The following is a 14,355-nucleotide window of genomic DNA, read 5'->3' as shown; positions in this document are numbered from 1 at the left end:
GCTCAGGACGGCTCGCCGCGCCCCTGCCGCGGCAGCCCCAGCTCCGCCGTCGCCGCCGAGTTGCAGTACTCGCGCACCGCGCTCGTCCGGGCCACCACCCGGCCCCGGTGCACCACGATCCGGCTGTAGGCCAGGGAGAGGGCGCCGGCCAGACGGTCACCGCGTACGGCGAGGAGTTCGGCCGGGAAGCCCGCCTCCACGCGGACCTCGGGCAGGCCCAGTGCCGTACGGGCCGAGGCGCACACGGCGTCGTAGGCGTCCTGCGGGCGCATGCCGTGGGCGGAGGCGAGGAGGTAGGCGGCCTCCAGGGGATCGCCGCGGCCGACGGGGTTGGAGACGTCACGCAGGGCGCCGCTGCCGGCCGCCACCCGCACCCCGGCCGCACGCAGCAGCCGTACCGGGGCCGAGCCCCGCCGGTCGGCGCTGCCGCAGCCGCCCTGGGGCAGGCACACGACCGCCACACCGGCCGCCGCGAGCTGGTCGGCGACCCGGTGGGCGGCCTCGACGGGCAGGCGCGCGAGACCGGCGCAGGGCCCGATCGCCACGCCGGGGCGCAGGCCGCCCGCCATCGCCGCGAGCCGGGACAGCCGGGCCGGGTCGGCGGCATCGGTGTGCAGGTCCACCGGGCAGCCGTGTTCGGAGGCGAGCTCCAGGACGGCCTCCACGTAGCCGGTGGGGTCCGGGTCCAGGTCCGGGCAGCCGCCCACCACGGAGGCGCCCATCTTCACCGCGTCCCGCAGCACCGCCAGCCCGTCCGCCCCGGCCACTCCGGTCAGCAGCCGCGGCATCGCCACCGCCGTCAGCTCCGCGAGTCCTCGCAGCGACCGCCGCGCCCGCAGGACCGCGACCAGCGCGCCGAGCCCCTGGACGTCGCCCACGCGCACGTGCGCGCGTACCGCCGTCGCACCGTGCCCGAGCTGGAGCAGGGCCGCCTCCGTCACCCGGCGCTGGATGTCCTCGGGCGCGTACGACACCGGGCCTGGGCGCTCGGCCGTCAGGGTGGTGTCGCCGTGGGCGTGCGGCTCGGCCGGGGCCGGCAGGAGCAGGTAGCCGTTCAGGTCCACGGTGGCCGTGCGGGCCGGGCTCCGGGCGAGGCTGCCGGTCGTGCCCACCGCCTCGATGCGTCCGCCGCCCAGTCGTACGTCCACGGTCCGCCCGTCGGTGAGCCGGGCGCCGCTGAGCAGGAGGGCGTCCGGACCGGACGGCCCGGAGGAGCCCGGCGAGTTCGACGGCGGGTGCGGCTGCGGCTGGCTGTCAGGCATCGCGCTCCAGGGTCGGGGCCGGGGGCTCGGCCGGACCGGGGTGAGGGATCCCGGGTCGTGCACGCCCCAAGATCACGCAGAGTGGGTCGAGCCTAGGGTGGCGAGCCGCGCGGGGCGCGGAGGAGCGCAATAGTCGTACCGGCGTGGTCCGCCCCGGGTGGCGCAGCGCACGGGACGCCTCCCTCGCGTGGTCCCCGCCACGCACGACGGCGCTCCCACCACGCCCGACGGCGCTCCCACCACGCACGACGGCGCTCCCACCACGCCCGACGGCGCTCCCGCGCCCGGCGGTCCGGCGTGCGACCCGTCCGAGGTCGAGAGGCTGGTGAGAGGCCCGGGAAGCGGGCCGGGGTGTGCGGTGGGATACGGATTTGGGTGAACGGCGGCGGACCGTGTAATGTCTTCATCGCTCGCCCCAATAGCTCAGTCGGCAGAGCGTCTCCATGGTAAGGAGAAGGTCAACGGTTCGATTCCGTTTTGGGGCTCTGGTGTGAGAGGTTCCCGTCGCAAGGCGGGGGCTGATCTCATCAAAGCGGTGTAGCTCAGTCGGTAGAGCAAGCGGCTCATAATCGCTGTGTCACCGGTTCAAGTCCGGTCACCGCTACTGACAGTAGCCGATTGCGGGGTCGGTCCTTCGATCGGCTACTCTTTCTTGCGTTGAACCAGTCCATCCGTTCGTCTTAGGAGCACTCACGTGGCTGCCACCGACGTCCGCCCGAAGATCACGCTGGCCTGCGTGGAGTGCAAGGAGCGGAACTACATCACCAAGAAGAACCGGCGTAACAACCCGGATCGTATGGAGATGAAGAAGCACTGCCCGCGTTGCAATGCGCACACCGCGCATCGCGAAACGCGATAAAACAGGCTCGTCCGTGAGGCCGTCCCCTTCCGTGGGGGCGGCCTCACGGCGTTTTCCCCGGCTCCCACCCAGCCGCCGCCCGCGCCCGGTCCCCTGCGCATTCCCCGGCCGGTTTCCGGCTAATTTGGGGCCAGCACAGCAGACATCAGGAGGTGCGGGCCATGGCGCTCGACCAGTCCTTCGTGGGGCGGACGTACCCGCCCACCGAGCCCTACGAGGTGGGCCGGGAGAAGATCCGCGAGTTCGCCGAGGCGGTGGGCGAGACCAACCCGGTGTACACGGACCCCGAGGCCGCCAAGGCACTGGGTCATCCCGACGTGATCGCCCCGCCGACGTTCGTGTTCTCCATCACGTTCCGGGCTGCCGGGCAGGTCGTCCAGGACCCGCGGCTGGGACTGGACTACAGCCGCGTGGTGCACGGCGACCAGAAGTTCGCCTACGCCCGCCCGGTGCGCGCCGGCGACCGGCTGACGGTCACCTCCACGATCGAGGCGATCAAGTCCCTCGCGGGCAACGACATCCTGGACGTCCGCGGTGAGGTGCACGACGAGACGGGCGAACGCGTCGTGACCGCCTGGACCAAGCTCGTGGCCCGCGCGGCCGAGGAGGCGTGAGGACACGATGACGGCGAAGATCGCGTACGACGACGTCGAGGTCGGCACCGACCTGCCCGCGCAGAGCTTTCCCGTGACCCGCGCCACGCTCGTGCGGTACGCGGGGGCATCCGGGGACTTCAACCCGATCCACTGGAACGAGAAGTTCGCCAAGGAGGTGGGCCTCCCGGACGTCATCGCGCACGGCATGTTCACCATGGCCGAGGCGATCCGCGTGGTCACCGACTGGACCGGGGACCCCGGCGCGGTCATGGAGTACGGCGTCCGCTTCACCAAGCCCGTCGTCGTCCCGAACGATGACCAGGGCGCCCTCATCGAGGTCAGCGCCAAGGTCGCCGCGAAGCTGGACGACAACACCGTGCGCGTCGACCTGATCGCCAGGAGCGGCGGCCAGAAGGTGCTGGGCATGTCCCGGGCGGTCGTACGACTGGCCTGACGGCCGGCGGTGTGCGGTGCGGAGGTCAAGGGGCGTCCTCCCTCGGGGGCGCCCCTTACGCATGCGACGGGCGCCCCTTACGCATACCCCCGCACGCGGAGCGAGGTTGCCAAGTTAGTGATTGAGTACTAACTTCTGCCGCATGCCCAGGATGAGCGCAGCGGAGCGGCGCGAGAGTGTCGTCCGCGCAGCGACCGCCGAGTTCGCGCGCGGTGGTTACCACGGCACCTCCACGGAGGCGATCGCCAGACGGGTCGGTGTCTCGCAGCCGTACCTCTTCCGGCTGTTCCCGGGCAAGAAGGCGATCTTCCTGGCGGCGGCCGAGCGCTGCGTGGAGGACACCATCCGCACCTTCGAGGAGGCCGCGGAGGGGCTGCGGGGCGAGGAAGCCCTGCACGCCATGGCGAACGCGTACACCAAGGTCATCGCGGAACGGCCCGAGCGGCTGATGATGCAGATGCAGATGTACGTCGCCGTGGCGTCCGCGGAGCAGGAGGGTGACCGCGAGTTCGGCGAGGGCGTGCGCGCCGGCTGGATGCGGCTGTGGGACACCGTACGGCTGGCGCTCGGCGCGGACGTCGACGGGACGACCGACTTCCTGGCGTACGGCATGCTCATCAACTGCCTCGTGGCCATGGGTTTCCCGCCCACGCACCGGGTGTGGGAGGGGCTCTACCCCTCCGCCCGCCTCAAGGGCCACCTGTAGGCGTACCGCGACCGGGAGGGCATCACGTCTGTCCTCCCACCGGGCATCGCAGCCCTTGGGGCAACGCATCGCCGCGGAAGTTAGTCACTGATAACTAACCGGAATCACGCTCAGGGGGAGCGATGCCACACAAGACCGCAGCACCCGACACCACCACACCCTCCCGCGCGGGTGCCGTGTGGGCCCTCGTCATCACCAGCGTCGCCGGCTTCATGGCGGCCCTGGACAACCTCGTCGTCACCACGGCGCTGCCCTCCATACGCCAGGACCTCGGCGGCGCGCTGGACGACCTGGAGTGGACCGTGAGCGCCTACACGCTCACCTTCGCCGTCCTGCTCATGACCGGCGCCGCGCTCGGCGACCGCTTCGGGCGCCGCCGGCTGTTCGTCGCCGGACTCGCCGTCTTCACCGGCGCCTCCGCCGCCGCGGCCCTGGCACCCGGCATCGGCTCGCTGATCGCGGCCCGTGCGGTCCAGGGCGTCGGTGCGGCCGTGATGATGCCGCTCACGCTGACCCTGCTGACCGCCGCCGTCCCCGCGGCCAGACGCGGCACCGTGTACGGCATCTGGGGCGCCGTCAACGGACTCGCCGTCGCCTCCGGGCCACTCATCGGCGGCAGCCTCACCGAGCACGTCTCCTGGCAGTGGATCTTCTGGCTGAACGTTCCGCTCGGCCTGATCGCGCTGCCGCTCGCCCGGCTGCGCCTCACCGAGTCGTACGGCGCCGGCACCCGGCTCGACGTCCCCGGCACGCTGCTCGCCAGCGGCGGGCTCTTCGGGATCGTCTACGGCCTGGTCCGCGGGCCCGCCGACGGCTGGACCGACCCGGTCGTCCTGACCGCGCTGACGGCGGGCGGAGCGCTGCTGGTGGGCTTCGTGCTCTACAGCTCGCGCGCCGCGGCCCCCATGCTGCCCATGCGCCTGTTCCGCTCCCGTGCCTTCTCCGGGATCAACGCGGCCAGCCTGCTGATGTTCGTCGGCATGTTCGGCTCGATCTTCCTCCTCAGCCAGTACATGCAGGGCGTGCTCGGCTACTCGCCCACCGAGGCGGGTCTCAGGATGCTGCCGTGGACCGGCATGCCGATGCTCGTCGCGCCCGTCGCCGGGATCCTCTCCGACCGCATCGGCGGCCGGCCGGTCGTCGCCGCGGGCCTGTTCCTCCAGGCGGCCGGCCTCGGCTACATGGCCCGGGTGGCCACCACGGACGCCTCCTACGCCGTCCAGCTACCCGCCCTGATCATCAGCGGCGTCGGCATGGCCCTGTACTTCGCCCCGGCCGCCGACCTGGTCATGTCCAGCGTCCGCCCCCAGGAGCAGGGCGTCGCCTCCGGCGCGAACAACGCCCTGCGCGAGGTGGGCGGCGCGCTCGGCATCGCCGTCATGGCGTCGATCTTCTCCGCCCAGGGTGGCTACGACTCCGCGCAGTCCTTCGTGGACGGGCTGCGGCCTGCCCTGGTCACCGGCTCGGCGGTGGTCGCCCTCGCCGCGGTCGCGGCCCTGCTGATCCCGGGCCGCCGCGGCGCCGGCCGGCTCGCGCCGGGGTCCGGACAGCCGTCGACACCGGTCCTGGAGACCACCTCCCGCTGACCCGGGGCCACGGCCACCTACCGCCGAACCGGGACCGTCTCCCGCTGACCCGGTACCCGGTCGGCCGGTCGGTCGGTCGACCGGCCGGGGGCGGACCCGGTGACTGCCGTGGCCGAACCGCCGAGACCGCCGGACGGCAGAAGCGGGCGTGCACGCGCGCGTGGGCCACGACAGGCCCACGCGCGCGCGACGGTTCACCGCCCCGCCCCCACCCACGGGCGGGGGAGTGGCCCCGGCGCCGTCGCCGGCCCTTCCGTGCCTGTGCGACGAGCGGGGCTGTCGGAGGTGTCGCAGGTGTCTCGTAGTCTTGGGCCCGTGCAGGTACTCCACGACGCCCCCCTTGCCCCGCTGACCACCTTCCGGCTGGGCGGTCCCGCGACGCGGCTGCTGACCGCCACGACCGACGCCGAGGTGATCGCCGCCGTCCGCGAGGCCGACGAGAGCGGTACGCCGCTGCTGGTGATCGGCGGCGGATCGAACCTGGTCATCGGCGACAAGGGTTTCGACGGCACCGCCCTGCGCATCGCCACGCGCGGTGTCGAGCTGCGCGGCACGACCCTGGAACTGGCGGCGGGCGAGGTGTGGACCGACGCCGTGGCCCGCACGGTCGAGGCCGGACTCGCCGGGATCGAGTGCCTGGCCGGCATCCCCGGGTCCGCGGGCGCCACACCGGTCCAGAACGTGGGCGCCTACGGCCAGGAGGTGTCCTCGACGATCACCGAGGTGACCGTCTACGACCGGCGCGCCGGCGAGACCGTCACGCTGGCCGACGAGGAGTGCGCCTTCTCCTACCGCCACAGCCGCTTCAAGGCAGACCCCGAGCGCTACGTCGTGCTCCGGGTCCGCTTCGAGCTGGAGGACGCCGGCGGGATGTCCGCGCCGGTGAAGTACGCCGAGGCGGCCCGCGCGCTCGGTGTCGACCCCGGAGACCGGGTGCCGCTGGCCGACGCCCGCGAGACCGTGCTGAAGCTGCGCGCGGGCAAGGGCATGGTGCTGGACGCCGAGGACCACGACACCTGGTCGGCCGGCTCCTTCTTCACCAACCCGATCCTCACCGACGAGCGGTTCGCCGCGTTCCGCGCGCGCGTGCGCGAGCGGCTGGGCGACGGTGTCGAGCCGCCCGCCTACCCGGCGGGCCAGGGCCGTACGAAGACGTCCGCGGCCTGGCTGATCGACAGGGCGGGCTTCACCAAGGGCTACGGCACCGGGCCCGCCCGCATCTCCACCAAGCACACCCTCGCCCTCACCAACCGGGGCGACGCCACCACCGAGGACCTGCTGGCCCTCGCCCGCGAGGTCGTCGCCGGCGTCCGCGAGGCCTTCGGCGTCACGCTGGTCAACGAGCCGGTGACGGTCGCCGTGAGCCTGTAGCCGCACCGGCCCGTTCACCCGGACCCGAAGCCGCACCGGCCCGTTCGCCTGGACCCGAAGCCGCACCGGCCCGGCGGCCCGCCCGTCCTCGCCTCAGGCCGTCGGGCGGGTCAGCCAGTCGTCCACGCCGGCCAGCAGCTTGGCCTTGACCTCCTCCGGGGCGGCCGAGCCCCGTACGGACTGCCGGGCCAGTTCCGCGATCTCGGCATCCGTGAAGCCGTGCGCGTGGCGGGCGATCTCGTACTGGGCGGCCAGCCGGGAGCCGAACAGCAGCGGGTCGTCGGCGCCGAGCGCCATCGGGACGCCCGCCTCGAAGAGCGTGCGCAGCGGCACGTCCTCCGGCTTCTCGTACACGCCGAGCGCCACGTTCGAAGCCGGGCACACCTCGCAGGTCACGCCGCGGTCGGCCAGCCGCTTCAGCAGCCGCGGGTCCTCGGCGGCCCGCACCCCGTGCCCGAGCCGCGTGGCGTGCAGGTCGTCCAGGCAGTCCCGGACGGAGGCCGGACCGGTCAGTTCGCCGCCGTGCGGCGCCGACAGCAGACCGCCCTCGCGCGCGATGTGGAAGGCCCGGTCGAAGTCCCGGGCCAGGCCGCGCCGCTCGTCGTTGGACAGCCCGAAGCCGACCACACCCCGGTCCGCGTACCGCACCGCGAGGCGGGCCAGCGTGCGGGCGTCCAGCGGATGCTTCATACGGTTCGCGGCGACCAGCACACGCATGCCGAGGCCGGTCTCCCGGGAGGCCGTGTCCACCGCGTCCAGGATGATCTCCAGCGTCGGGATCAGCCCTCCCAGCCGTGGCGCGTACGACGTCGGGTCCACCTGGATCTCCAGCCAGCCCGACCCGTCCTTCAGGTCCTCCTCGGCGGCCTCCCGCACCAGCCGCTGGATGTCCTCCCGCTCGCGCACACAGGAGCGGGCCGCGTCGTACAGCCGCTGGAAACGGAACCAGCCCCGCTCGTCGGTGGCGCACAACTTGGGCGGTTCTCCGGTGGTGAGGGCCTCCGCCAGCGTCTCGGGCAGATGTACTCCGTACTTGTCGGCCAGTTCCAGAACCGTCCCCGGCCGCATCGAGCCGGTGAAGTGCAGATGCAGATGGGCCTTCGGCAGCTCAGACAGATCACGTACACGCTCCATTCCCAGATCCTGCCGTATGTCCCCGCCGTCCCGGTAGCCGTTTCCCGTTCGTGGTCTTGCCCGCACACAGAAGCGGGCCGCCTCCCCGCAGGGAAACGGCCCGCACGCGCGCGTGGAGGGGCGGAACTAGTCCCGCGCCTCCGCCAGCAGCTTCTGCAGCCGGCTCACGCCCTCGACGAGGTCCTCGTCGCCGAGCGCGTACGACAGCCGCAGGTAACCCGGCGTGCCGAAGGCCTCGCCCGGGACGACCGCGACCTCGGCCTCCTCCAGGATCAGCGCGGCCAGCTCGACGGTGTCCTGCGGGCGCTTGCCGCGGATCTCCTTGCCGAGCAGGCCCTTGACCGACGGGTAGGCGTAGAAGGCGCCCTCGGGCTCCGGGCAGACCACGTCGTCGATCTCGTTGAGCATCCGCACGACGGTCCTGCGGCGCCGGTCGAAGGCCTCGCGCATCTGCGCCACGGCCTCCAGGCCACCGGACACGGCGGCCAGCGCGGCCACCTGGGCGACGTTGGAGACGTTGGAGGTGGCGTGCGACTGGAGGTTCGTCGCGGCCTTGACCACGTCCTTCGGCCCGATGACCCAGCCCACGCGCCAGCCGGTCATGGCGTACGTCTTCGCCACACCGTTGACCACGATGCACTTGTCGCGCAGCTCGGGCAGGAGCGCCGGCAGCGACACGGAGACCGCGTCGCCGTAGACCAGGTGCTCGTAGATCTCGTCGGTCAGCACCCACAGTCCGTGCTCGACGGCCCAGCGGCCGATCGCCTCGGTCTCCGCCTCGGAGTACACCGCGCCGGTCGGGTTGGACGGGGAGACGAACAGCACCACCTTCGTCTTCTCCGTGCGCGCCGCCTCCAGTTGCTCGACCGAGACCCGGTAGCCCGTCGTCTCGTCGGCGACGACCTCCACCGGGACACCGCCGGCGAGACGGATCGACTCCGGGTACGTCGTCCAGTACGGCGCCGGGACGATGACCTCGTCGCCCGGATCGAGGATGGCGGCGAACGCCTCGTAGATGGCCTGCTTGCCGCCGTTGGTGACGAGGATCTGCGAGACGTCGGGCTCCCAGCCGGAGTCGCGCAGCGTCTTCGCGGCGATCGCGGCCTTCAGCTCGGGCAGGCCACCGGCCGGCGTGTAGCGGTGGTACTTGGGGTTCTTGCAGGCCTCGACGGCCGCCTCGACGATGTAGTCCGGGGTCGGGAAGTCGGGCTCACCTGCGCCGAAGCCGATCACCGGACGCCCGGCGGCCTTCAGGGCCTTGGCCTTGGCGTCCACGGCGAGGGTGGCGGACTCGGAGATCGCGCCGACGCGGGCGGAGACCCGGCGCTCGGTGGGAGGGGTTGCAGCGCTCATGCGGCCCATCGTTCCAGACCGGAAATGTCCCCGGCACACGGGTTTCACAGACTGAACAGCTACGGGTCGAGTCGTGAACACGGGTCCGAATCCGGCCGCCGGCCAGGACGATCTTCGGTCACGGAGTCCCGGACGGGCGCTTTCTGTTCGACGCCGGGCCGCGGACCACGTACACTCTCCTCTCGTTGGCCTTCAGCCGCTGCCTTCCAGCCGGTGCACACCGAGCACCCGGCCGGATGCGGTACGTTGGTGGGCACACAAAGGGTCGTAGCTCAATTGGTAGAGCACTGGTCTCCAAAACCAGCGGTTGGGGGTTCAAGTCCCTCCGGCCCTGCTACACACACCGCCAGGATGTGTGCGCATGTACGTCCAGCAATGCACCGCCGTGCGGCTCAGGAACCGGGCGCGGCACGGCCACGACCCGGGATCAGGTGAGGACTATGACGGACGCCGTGGGCTCCATCGATACGCCTGATGCCCAGGACGAGGTGCCCGAGTCCAAGAAGGCCCGCAAGGGCGGCAAGCGCGCCAAGAAGGGCCCGCTGAAGCGCCTGGCCACCTTCTACCGCCAGATCGTCGCGGAACTCCGCAAGGTCGTCTGGCCGTCACGCAACCAGTTGACGTCGTACACCACCGTGGTGATCTTCTTCGTCGCCATCATGATCGCGCTGGTGACCGTGATTGACTATGGGCTCAACCACGCGGCCAAGTACGTTTTCGGCTGAGCCAAAAGCGAAGGGCGCCGTGGTACCGGCGCCCGTTTTCGCATGTTCCACCCCTATGTATCCAGGAAGAAGCAGCCATCGTGTCTGACCCGAACCTGAACGACGCCATCGAGCCGGACAAGTCGGTGGATGACGAACTCGACATCGTCGAGGGCGCGGACGAACAGGACGAGTTCGAGGCTGCCGAGGCCGAGTCGGGCGAGCCGGCCGAAGAGGCCGCCCTGCACGTCGAGGACGAAGACGGCGACGTCGAGGCCGACGAGGCCGACGAGGACACTGTCGTCGCCGAAGCCGACGAGGAAGCCCCCGTCGACGAGGCCGGCGAGACCGCCGAGGACACGGAGGCCGCCGACGAGGAGCCGGCCGCGCCGGTCGACCCGATCCAGGCCCTGCGCGAGGAGCTGCGCTCCCTGCCCGGCGAGTGGTACGTCATCCACACCTACGCCGGTTACGAGAACCGCGTGAAGACCAACCTGGAGCAGCGCGCCGTCTCGCTGAACGTCGAGGACTACATCTTCCAGGCCGAGGTGCCGCAGGAAGAGGTCGTCCAGATCAAGAACGGCGACCGCAAGACGATCAAGCAGAACAAGCTGCCGGGCTACGTCCTGGTCCGCATGGACCTCACCAACGAGTCCTGGGGCGCCGTCCGCAACACCCCGGGCGTCACCGGCTTCGTCGGCAACGCCTACGACCCGTACCCGCTGACCCTGGACGAGATCGTCAAGATGCTCGCCCCGGAGGCCGAGGAGAAGGCCGCCCGCGAGGCCGCCGAGGCCGAGGGCAAGCCCGCCCCGCAGCGCAAGGTCGAGGTCCAGGTGCTGGACTTCGAGGTCGGCGACTCGGTCACCGTCACCGACGGCCCGTTCGCCACGCTCCAGGCGACCATCAACGAGATCAACCCCGACTCGAAGAAGGTCAAGGGCCTCGTGGAGATCTTCGGCCGCGAGACGCCGGTCGAGCTGTCCTTCGACCAGATCCAGAAGAACTGAGCATCCGCCCCGAGGGCGCCCCACCGGTGACAACCGGGCCGGGGCGCCCTCGGCGTGTGCGGAGCGGGGGACGGCCGGCCGGCCGTCCCCCGCTCCGCACACGCGCGCGTGAGGCCACGCCGGTGACGGTGACAGCGGCGCGGTGGGGACGACGGTGACGGCGGCACGGTGGGGACGCGCGCGCCGCACCTGGTGAGTCCGCGGCGCGTCGCGCGCCGGTGACACCGGACGCGCCGGGCCCCCGCCGCGCCGCTCGCCGTGCTGCCGGACGGTCCGGCCCTGCCGGTGCTGCCTGCCCTGCCCGTACTTCCCGCCGGAGCCGCACGACCGCTGCTCGGCCGGCGGCCCGGACAGCCCGTGCGAACCGCCTGACCTGGGCGATTTCTTGTCCCGAGGGGACAGCGGCTATCGTTGTGCGGTATGCCATCTGCGGGATCGTGCACGGCATGGATCCGGATGACGCGGATGGCAGTCAACCTCTCAGCAAGGACCCGGAGAGAGCATGCCTCCCAAGAAGAAGAAGATCACGGGGCTTATCAAGCTCCAGATCAACGCCGGTGCGGCGAACCCGGCTCCGCCGGTCGGCCCCGCGCTGGGCCAGCACGGCGTCAACATCATGGAGTTCTGCAAGGCGTACAACGCCGCGACCGAGTCGCAGCGTGGCTGGGTGATCCCGGTGGAGATCACGGTCTACGAGGACCGTTCCTTCACCTTCGTCACCAAGACGCCGCCGGCCGCGAAGATGATCCTCAAGGCCGCTGGTGTCGAGAAGGGCTCCGGCGAGCCGCACAAGACCAAGGTCGCCAAGATCACCCAGGCGCAGGTCCGCGAGATCGCCGAGACCAAGATGCCCGACCTGAACGCCAACGACCTGGACGCCGCGTCGAAGATCATCGCCGGCACCGCCCGCTCCATGGGCATCACGGTCGAGGGCTGAACCCCACCCCCAGCAGTCATGCGGCCGTAGCCGGTCGCACGTGGCAGGGCCTGCTCGGCCCAGGGACCACGACTCCTTTCAGAACACACAGGAGCAAGTTGTGAGCAAGCGCAGCAAGGCTCTCCGCGCTGCGGACGCCAAGATCGACCGGGAGAAGCTGTACGCCCCGCTCGAGGCCGTCCGTCTCGCCAAGGAGACCTCCACGAGCAAGTTCGACGGCACCGTCGAGGTCGCCTTCCGTCTGGGTGTAGACCCGCGTAAGGCCGACCAGATGGTCCGTGGCACCGTGAACCTTCCGCACGGCACCGGTAAGACCGCCCGGGTCCTGGTCTTCGCGACCGGTGACCGTGCCGAGGCCGCGCGTGCCGCGGGCGCCGACATCGTCGGCGCCGACGAGCTGATCGACGAGGTGGCGAAGGGCCGTCTGGACTTCGACGCCGTCGTCGCCACCCCGGACCTCATGGGCAAGGTCGGTCGCCTCGGCCGCGTCCTCGGCCCGCGTGGTCTGATGCCGAACCCGAAGACCGGCACCGTGACCCCGGACACCGCCAAGGCCGTGACCGAGATCAAGGGCGGCAAGATCGAGTTCCGCGTCGACAAGCACTCGAACCTGCACTTCATCATCGGCAAGACGTCGTTCGACGACACCAAGCTGGTGGAGAACTACGGCGCCGCGCTGGAGGAGATCCTCCGTCTGAAGCCGTCCGCCGCCAAGGGCCGCTACATCAGGAAGGCTGCGATCAGCAGCACGATCGGCCCCGGCGTCCCGGTCGACCCGAACCGCACCCGCAACCTCCTCGTCGAGGAGGACCCGGCCGCCGTCTGAGCCCTCCGCTCAGCCCGGTAGCCGCGTCAGGTACGCGTAAGAAAAGGGCGGGCCCTGCAACCTTCCAGGTGCGGGGTCCGTCCTTTCTTTGTGCGACCTTTCGCACGACTGTCAGTGGCCTGGGTTACGGTGCAGGCACAGGACTCCAACAGGGGCGGGACGAGATGAACAGCACGACCGTGCGCCGGATGACCCTTTCCATCGCGGTGGTGGCCGCACTGACCGGGGTGGCCGCCTGCGGCTCCTCCGACTCGGGCAAGGACGGCAGCGACGCGGCCGGCAAGGGCGTGACGCACGTCAGCCCCATAGCCGCCCTGCGCTCTGCCGAGCAGTCCACCGACAAGGCCGATTCGGCCAAGGTGCGCTCCAGCACGTCCGTCGGCAAGGTCATGGCCATGACCGCGAACGGCGCGTTGACCTGGTCCGGCGGCCTCAAGGGCAACCTCACCATCACGTACACCGGCGGCCAGATGGCCGAGATGATGAAGAAGGCCGGCACCTCGTCGATGGAGGCCCGGTACCTGCCGGACGCCTACTACGCGCACATGAGCGACGCGTACGCCCGGCACACGGGCGGCAAGCACTGGCTCAAGTACTCGTACGACGACCTCGCCAAGCTCGGCGGCGCCTCCGGTTCGTACATGAAGGACCAGATCCAGAACGCGACGCCGAACCAGTCCGTGAAGATGCTGCTGGCCTCCGGCGACGTCAAGAAGGTCGGCGAGGAGACGGTCGCCGGCGCCCACACCACGCACTACTCGGGCAAGGTGAACGTCGCCGACCTCGCCGGCAAGACCAGCGACCTCAGCGCCGAGCAGCTCGCGGCCCTGAAGAAGCAGCTCACCCAGGCGGGCGTCACCACCGAGACCGTCGACCTGTGGATCAACGACGACAACCTGCTCGTCAAGAAGACCGAGAAGGCCGACACGGCCAACGGTGCCATGACGAACACCAGCTTCTTCAGCGACTACGGCGTGAAGGTCACCGCCGAAGCGCCCCCGGCGAGCGACACCAAGGACTTCGCCGACCTCCTGAAGTCCGGCACCGCGACGGGCGGCACCGGCACCGGCACCGTCTCCTGACCGACGCCGCGGTGACAGACCCGGCCCCGCGGCCGGGTCTGCACCGGGGCCGCACCGGCACCCGGCCGCGCGCCGCACCGGCCGCGAGCCACAGGCCGCCGCACCGGTAGAAAGCCGCAGGCCACACCGGTACCGGGCCGCGCGGCGCACCGGCAGGTGCCCGCCACGCAGGCCTCCGGGCGGAGGCCCTGCCCGGCCTCGAACGGGCCGATTTGCTCGACGGCGTCCCGGTCCCGTACTCTCTTGAAGAAGCCAAAGACCGCTGGTCGTTGCCGTGCCCTCGAATGAGGATGCGGTGGCCGAAGGATCCGCTGACAAGTGGACGACCCGCGCAGGTGACCGTGGAAGTACTCCTGGACCACACGCCAAGGTGTGTGCGTCCGGTCGAGTCCGCCCCGTGCGCCTGCGCCGGGGCGTTTCGTTTTCCCAGTCCTCCTTCGGGTCCGCGCGGTCAGAATCACCCGGAAGGAGGCCG

General features: G+C 71.1%; 14 protein-coding genes and 3 tRNA genes. 14 read left to right on the top strand and 3 right to left on the bottom strand.

Translation table 11 applies throughout. The features are described 5' to 3' along the window. Nucleotides 1-2: 2 nt before the first annotated feature. On the bottom strand, nucleotides 3-1,262 hold the full coding sequence (locus D9753_RS14530) for an amidohydrolase family protein (protein ID WP_121787397.1): 1,260 nt from the start codon (nucleotides 1,260-1,262) through the stop codon (nucleotides 3-5). Between the two features lie 412 nt (nucleotides 1,263-1,674). Here D9753_RS14530 and D9753_RS14525 point away from each other — a divergent pair. The 8 genes from D9753_RS14525 to D9753_RS14490 all read left to right on the top strand — a co-directional run bounded on the left by D9753_RS14525 (nucleotide 1,675) and on the right by D9753_RS14490 (nucleotide 6,834). Beyond that, a tRNA-Thr gene (locus D9753_RS14525) sits at nucleotides 1,675-1,747 on the top strand. A gap of 46 nt (nucleotides 1,748-1,793) precedes the next feature. After that, nucleotides 1,794-1,866, top strand: a tRNA-Met gene (locus D9753_RS14520). Between the two features lie 90 nt (nucleotides 1,867-1,956). Further along, the gene (gene rpmG, locus D9753_RS14515) at nucleotides 1,957-2,121 is read left to right on the top strand and encodes a 50S ribosomal protein L33 (RefSeq protein WP_018834916.1); all 165 of its coding nucleotides are present in this window, start codon (nucleotides 1,957-1,959) and stop codon (nucleotides 2,119-2,121) included. Nucleotides 2,122-2,282: 161 nt separating this feature from the next. Next, the gene (locus tag D9753_RS14510) at nucleotides 2,283-2,735 is read left to right on the top strand and encodes a MaoC family dehydratase N-terminal domain-containing protein (protein ID WP_121787396.1); all 453 of its coding nucleotides are present in this window, start codon (nucleotides 2,283-2,285) and stop codon (nucleotides 2,733-2,735) included. 7 nt (nucleotides 2,736-2,742) lie between these two features. Further along, entirely contained in the window at nucleotides 2,743-3,171 is a 429-nt protein-coding gene (locus tag D9753_RS14505; RefSeq protein WP_121787395.1) for a MaoC family dehydratase, read from the top strand. Nucleotides 3,172-3,313: 142 nt separating this feature from the next. Further along, complete coding sequence (locus D9753_RS14500) at nucleotides 3,314-3,877, top strand: TetR/AcrR family transcriptional regulator (RefSeq protein WP_205614147.1); 564 nt, start codon at nucleotides 3,314-3,316, stop codon at nucleotides 3,875-3,877. A gap of 122 nt (nucleotides 3,878-3,999) precedes the next feature. Then, complete coding sequence (locus tag D9753_RS14495; protein ID WP_121787393.1) at nucleotides 4,000-5,463, top strand: MFS transporter; 1,464 nt, start codon at nucleotides 4,000-4,002, stop codon at nucleotides 5,461-5,463. Nucleotides 5,464-5,748: 285 nt separating this feature from the next. Then, nucleotides 5,749-6,834 (top strand): UDP-N-acetylmuramate dehydrogenase, encoded by a 1,086-nt coding sequence (locus D9753_RS14490; protein WP_394346708.1) that lies wholly within the window; start codon nucleotides 5,749-5,751, stop codon nucleotides 6,832-6,834. A gap of 93 nt (nucleotides 6,835-6,927) precedes the next feature. Here D9753_RS14490 and D9753_RS14485 read toward each other — a convergent pair whose 3' ends face one another. Both D9753_RS14485 and D9753_RS14480 read right to left on the bottom strand, forming a co-directional pair. After that, nucleotides 6,928-7,968, bottom strand: a complete 1,041-nt coding sequence (locus tag D9753_RS14485) for an adenosine deaminase (protein WP_121787392.1) — start codon at nucleotides 7,966-7,968, stop codon at nucleotides 6,928-6,930. 126 nt (nucleotides 7,969-8,094) lie between these two features. Continuing rightward, nucleotides 8,095-9,321: a pyridoxal phosphate-dependent aminotransferase gene (locus D9753_RS14480; RefSeq protein ID WP_121787391.1), complete on the bottom strand. Its 1,227-nt coding sequence runs from the start codon at nucleotides 9,319-9,321 to the stop codon at nucleotides 8,095-8,097. A gap of 261 nt (nucleotides 9,322-9,582) precedes the next feature. Between D9753_RS14480 and D9753_RS14475 the strand changes: the two genes are divergently transcribed. From D9753_RS14475 to D9753_RS14450, 6 genes are all read left to right on the top strand, one after another. Next, nucleotides 9,583-9,655 (top strand) — tRNA-Trp (locus D9753_RS14475). Between the two features lie 106 nt (nucleotides 9,656-9,761). Next, entirely contained in the window at nucleotides 9,762-10,046 is a 285-nt protein-coding gene (secE, locus tag D9753_RS14470) for a preprotein translocase subunit SecE (protein WP_121787390.1), read from the top strand. A gap of 80 nt (nucleotides 10,047-10,126) precedes the next feature. Further along, entirely contained in the window at nucleotides 10,127-11,035 is a 909-nt protein-coding gene (gene nusG / locus D9753_RS14465; RefSeq protein WP_121787389.1) for a transcription termination/antitermination protein NusG, read from the top strand. A 502-nt stretch (nucleotides 11,036-11,537) separates the two neighbouring features. Continuing rightward, the gene (gene rplK, locus D9753_RS14460; RefSeq protein WP_121787388.1) at nucleotides 11,538-11,972 is read left to right on the top strand and encodes a 50S ribosomal protein L11; all 435 of its coding nucleotides are present in this window, start codon (nucleotides 11,538-11,540) and stop codon (nucleotides 11,970-11,972) included. Nucleotides 11,973-12,072: 100 nt separating this feature from the next. Beyond that, entirely contained in the window at nucleotides 12,073-12,798 is a 726-nt protein-coding gene (gene rplA / locus D9753_RS14455; RefSeq protein ID WP_121787387.1) for a 50S ribosomal protein L1, read from the top strand. 164 nt (nucleotides 12,799-12,962) lie between these two features. Then, nucleotides 12,963-13,880, top strand: coding sequence for a LolA-like protein (locus tag D9753_RS14450; protein WP_121787386.1), 918 nt, complete (start codon nucleotides 12,963-12,965; stop codon nucleotides 13,878-13,880). Nucleotides 13,881-14,355 lie beyond the last annotated feature (475 nt).

Origin of the sequence: Streptomyces dangxiongensis, assembly GCF_003675325.1 — a bacterium.
In the GTDB taxonomy this organism is placed as follows: domain Bacteria; phylum Actinomycetota; class Actinomycetes; order Streptomycetales; family Streptomycetaceae; genus Streptomyces; species Streptomyces dangxiongensis.
Note: the sequence above shows the minus strand (reverse complement) of the source record. Positions and strands in the feature narration are given on the sequence as shown.

Bases quoted from the DNA above. Each gene is read 5' to 3' on its own strand.
- D9753_RS14530 (WP_121787397.1), bottom strand. From the start codon at position 1,262: ATGCCTGACAGCCAGCCGCAGCCGCACCCGCCGTCGAACTCGCCGGGC.
- D9753_RS14510 (WP_121787396.1), top strand. From the start codon at position 2,283: ATGGCGCTCGACCAGTCCTTCGTGGGGCGGACGTACCCGCCCACCGAG.
- D9753_RS14505 (WP_121787395.1), top strand. From the start codon at position 2,743: ATGACGGCGAAGATCGCGTACGACGACGTCGAGGTCGGCACCGACCTG.
- D9753_RS14500 (WP_205614147.1), top strand. From the start codon at position 3,314: ATGCCCAGGATGAGCGCAGCGGAGCGGCGCGAGAGTGTCGTCCGCGCA.
- D9753_RS14495 (WP_121787393.1), top strand. From the start codon at position 4,000: ATGCCACACAAGACCGCAGCACCCGACACCACCACACCCTCCCGCGCG.
- D9753_RS14485 (WP_121787392.1), bottom strand. From the start codon at position 7,968: ATGGAGCGTGTACGTGATCTGTCTGAGCTGCCGAAGGCCCATCTGCAT.
- D9753_RS14480 (WP_121787391.1), bottom strand. From the start codon at position 9,321: ATGAGCGCTGCAACCCCTCCCACCGAGCGCCGGGTCTCCGCCCGCGTC.
- secE (WP_121787390.1), top strand. From the start codon at position 9,762: ATGACGGACGCCGTGGGCTCCATCGATACGCCTGATGCCCAGGACGAG.
- rplK (WP_121787388.1), top strand. From the start codon at position 11,538: ATGCCTCCCAAGAAGAAGAAGATCACGGGGCTTATCAAGCTCCAGATC.
- D9753_RS14450 (WP_121787386.1), top strand. From the start codon at position 12,963: ATGAACAGCACGACCGTGCGCCGGATGACCCTTTCCATCGCGGTGGTG.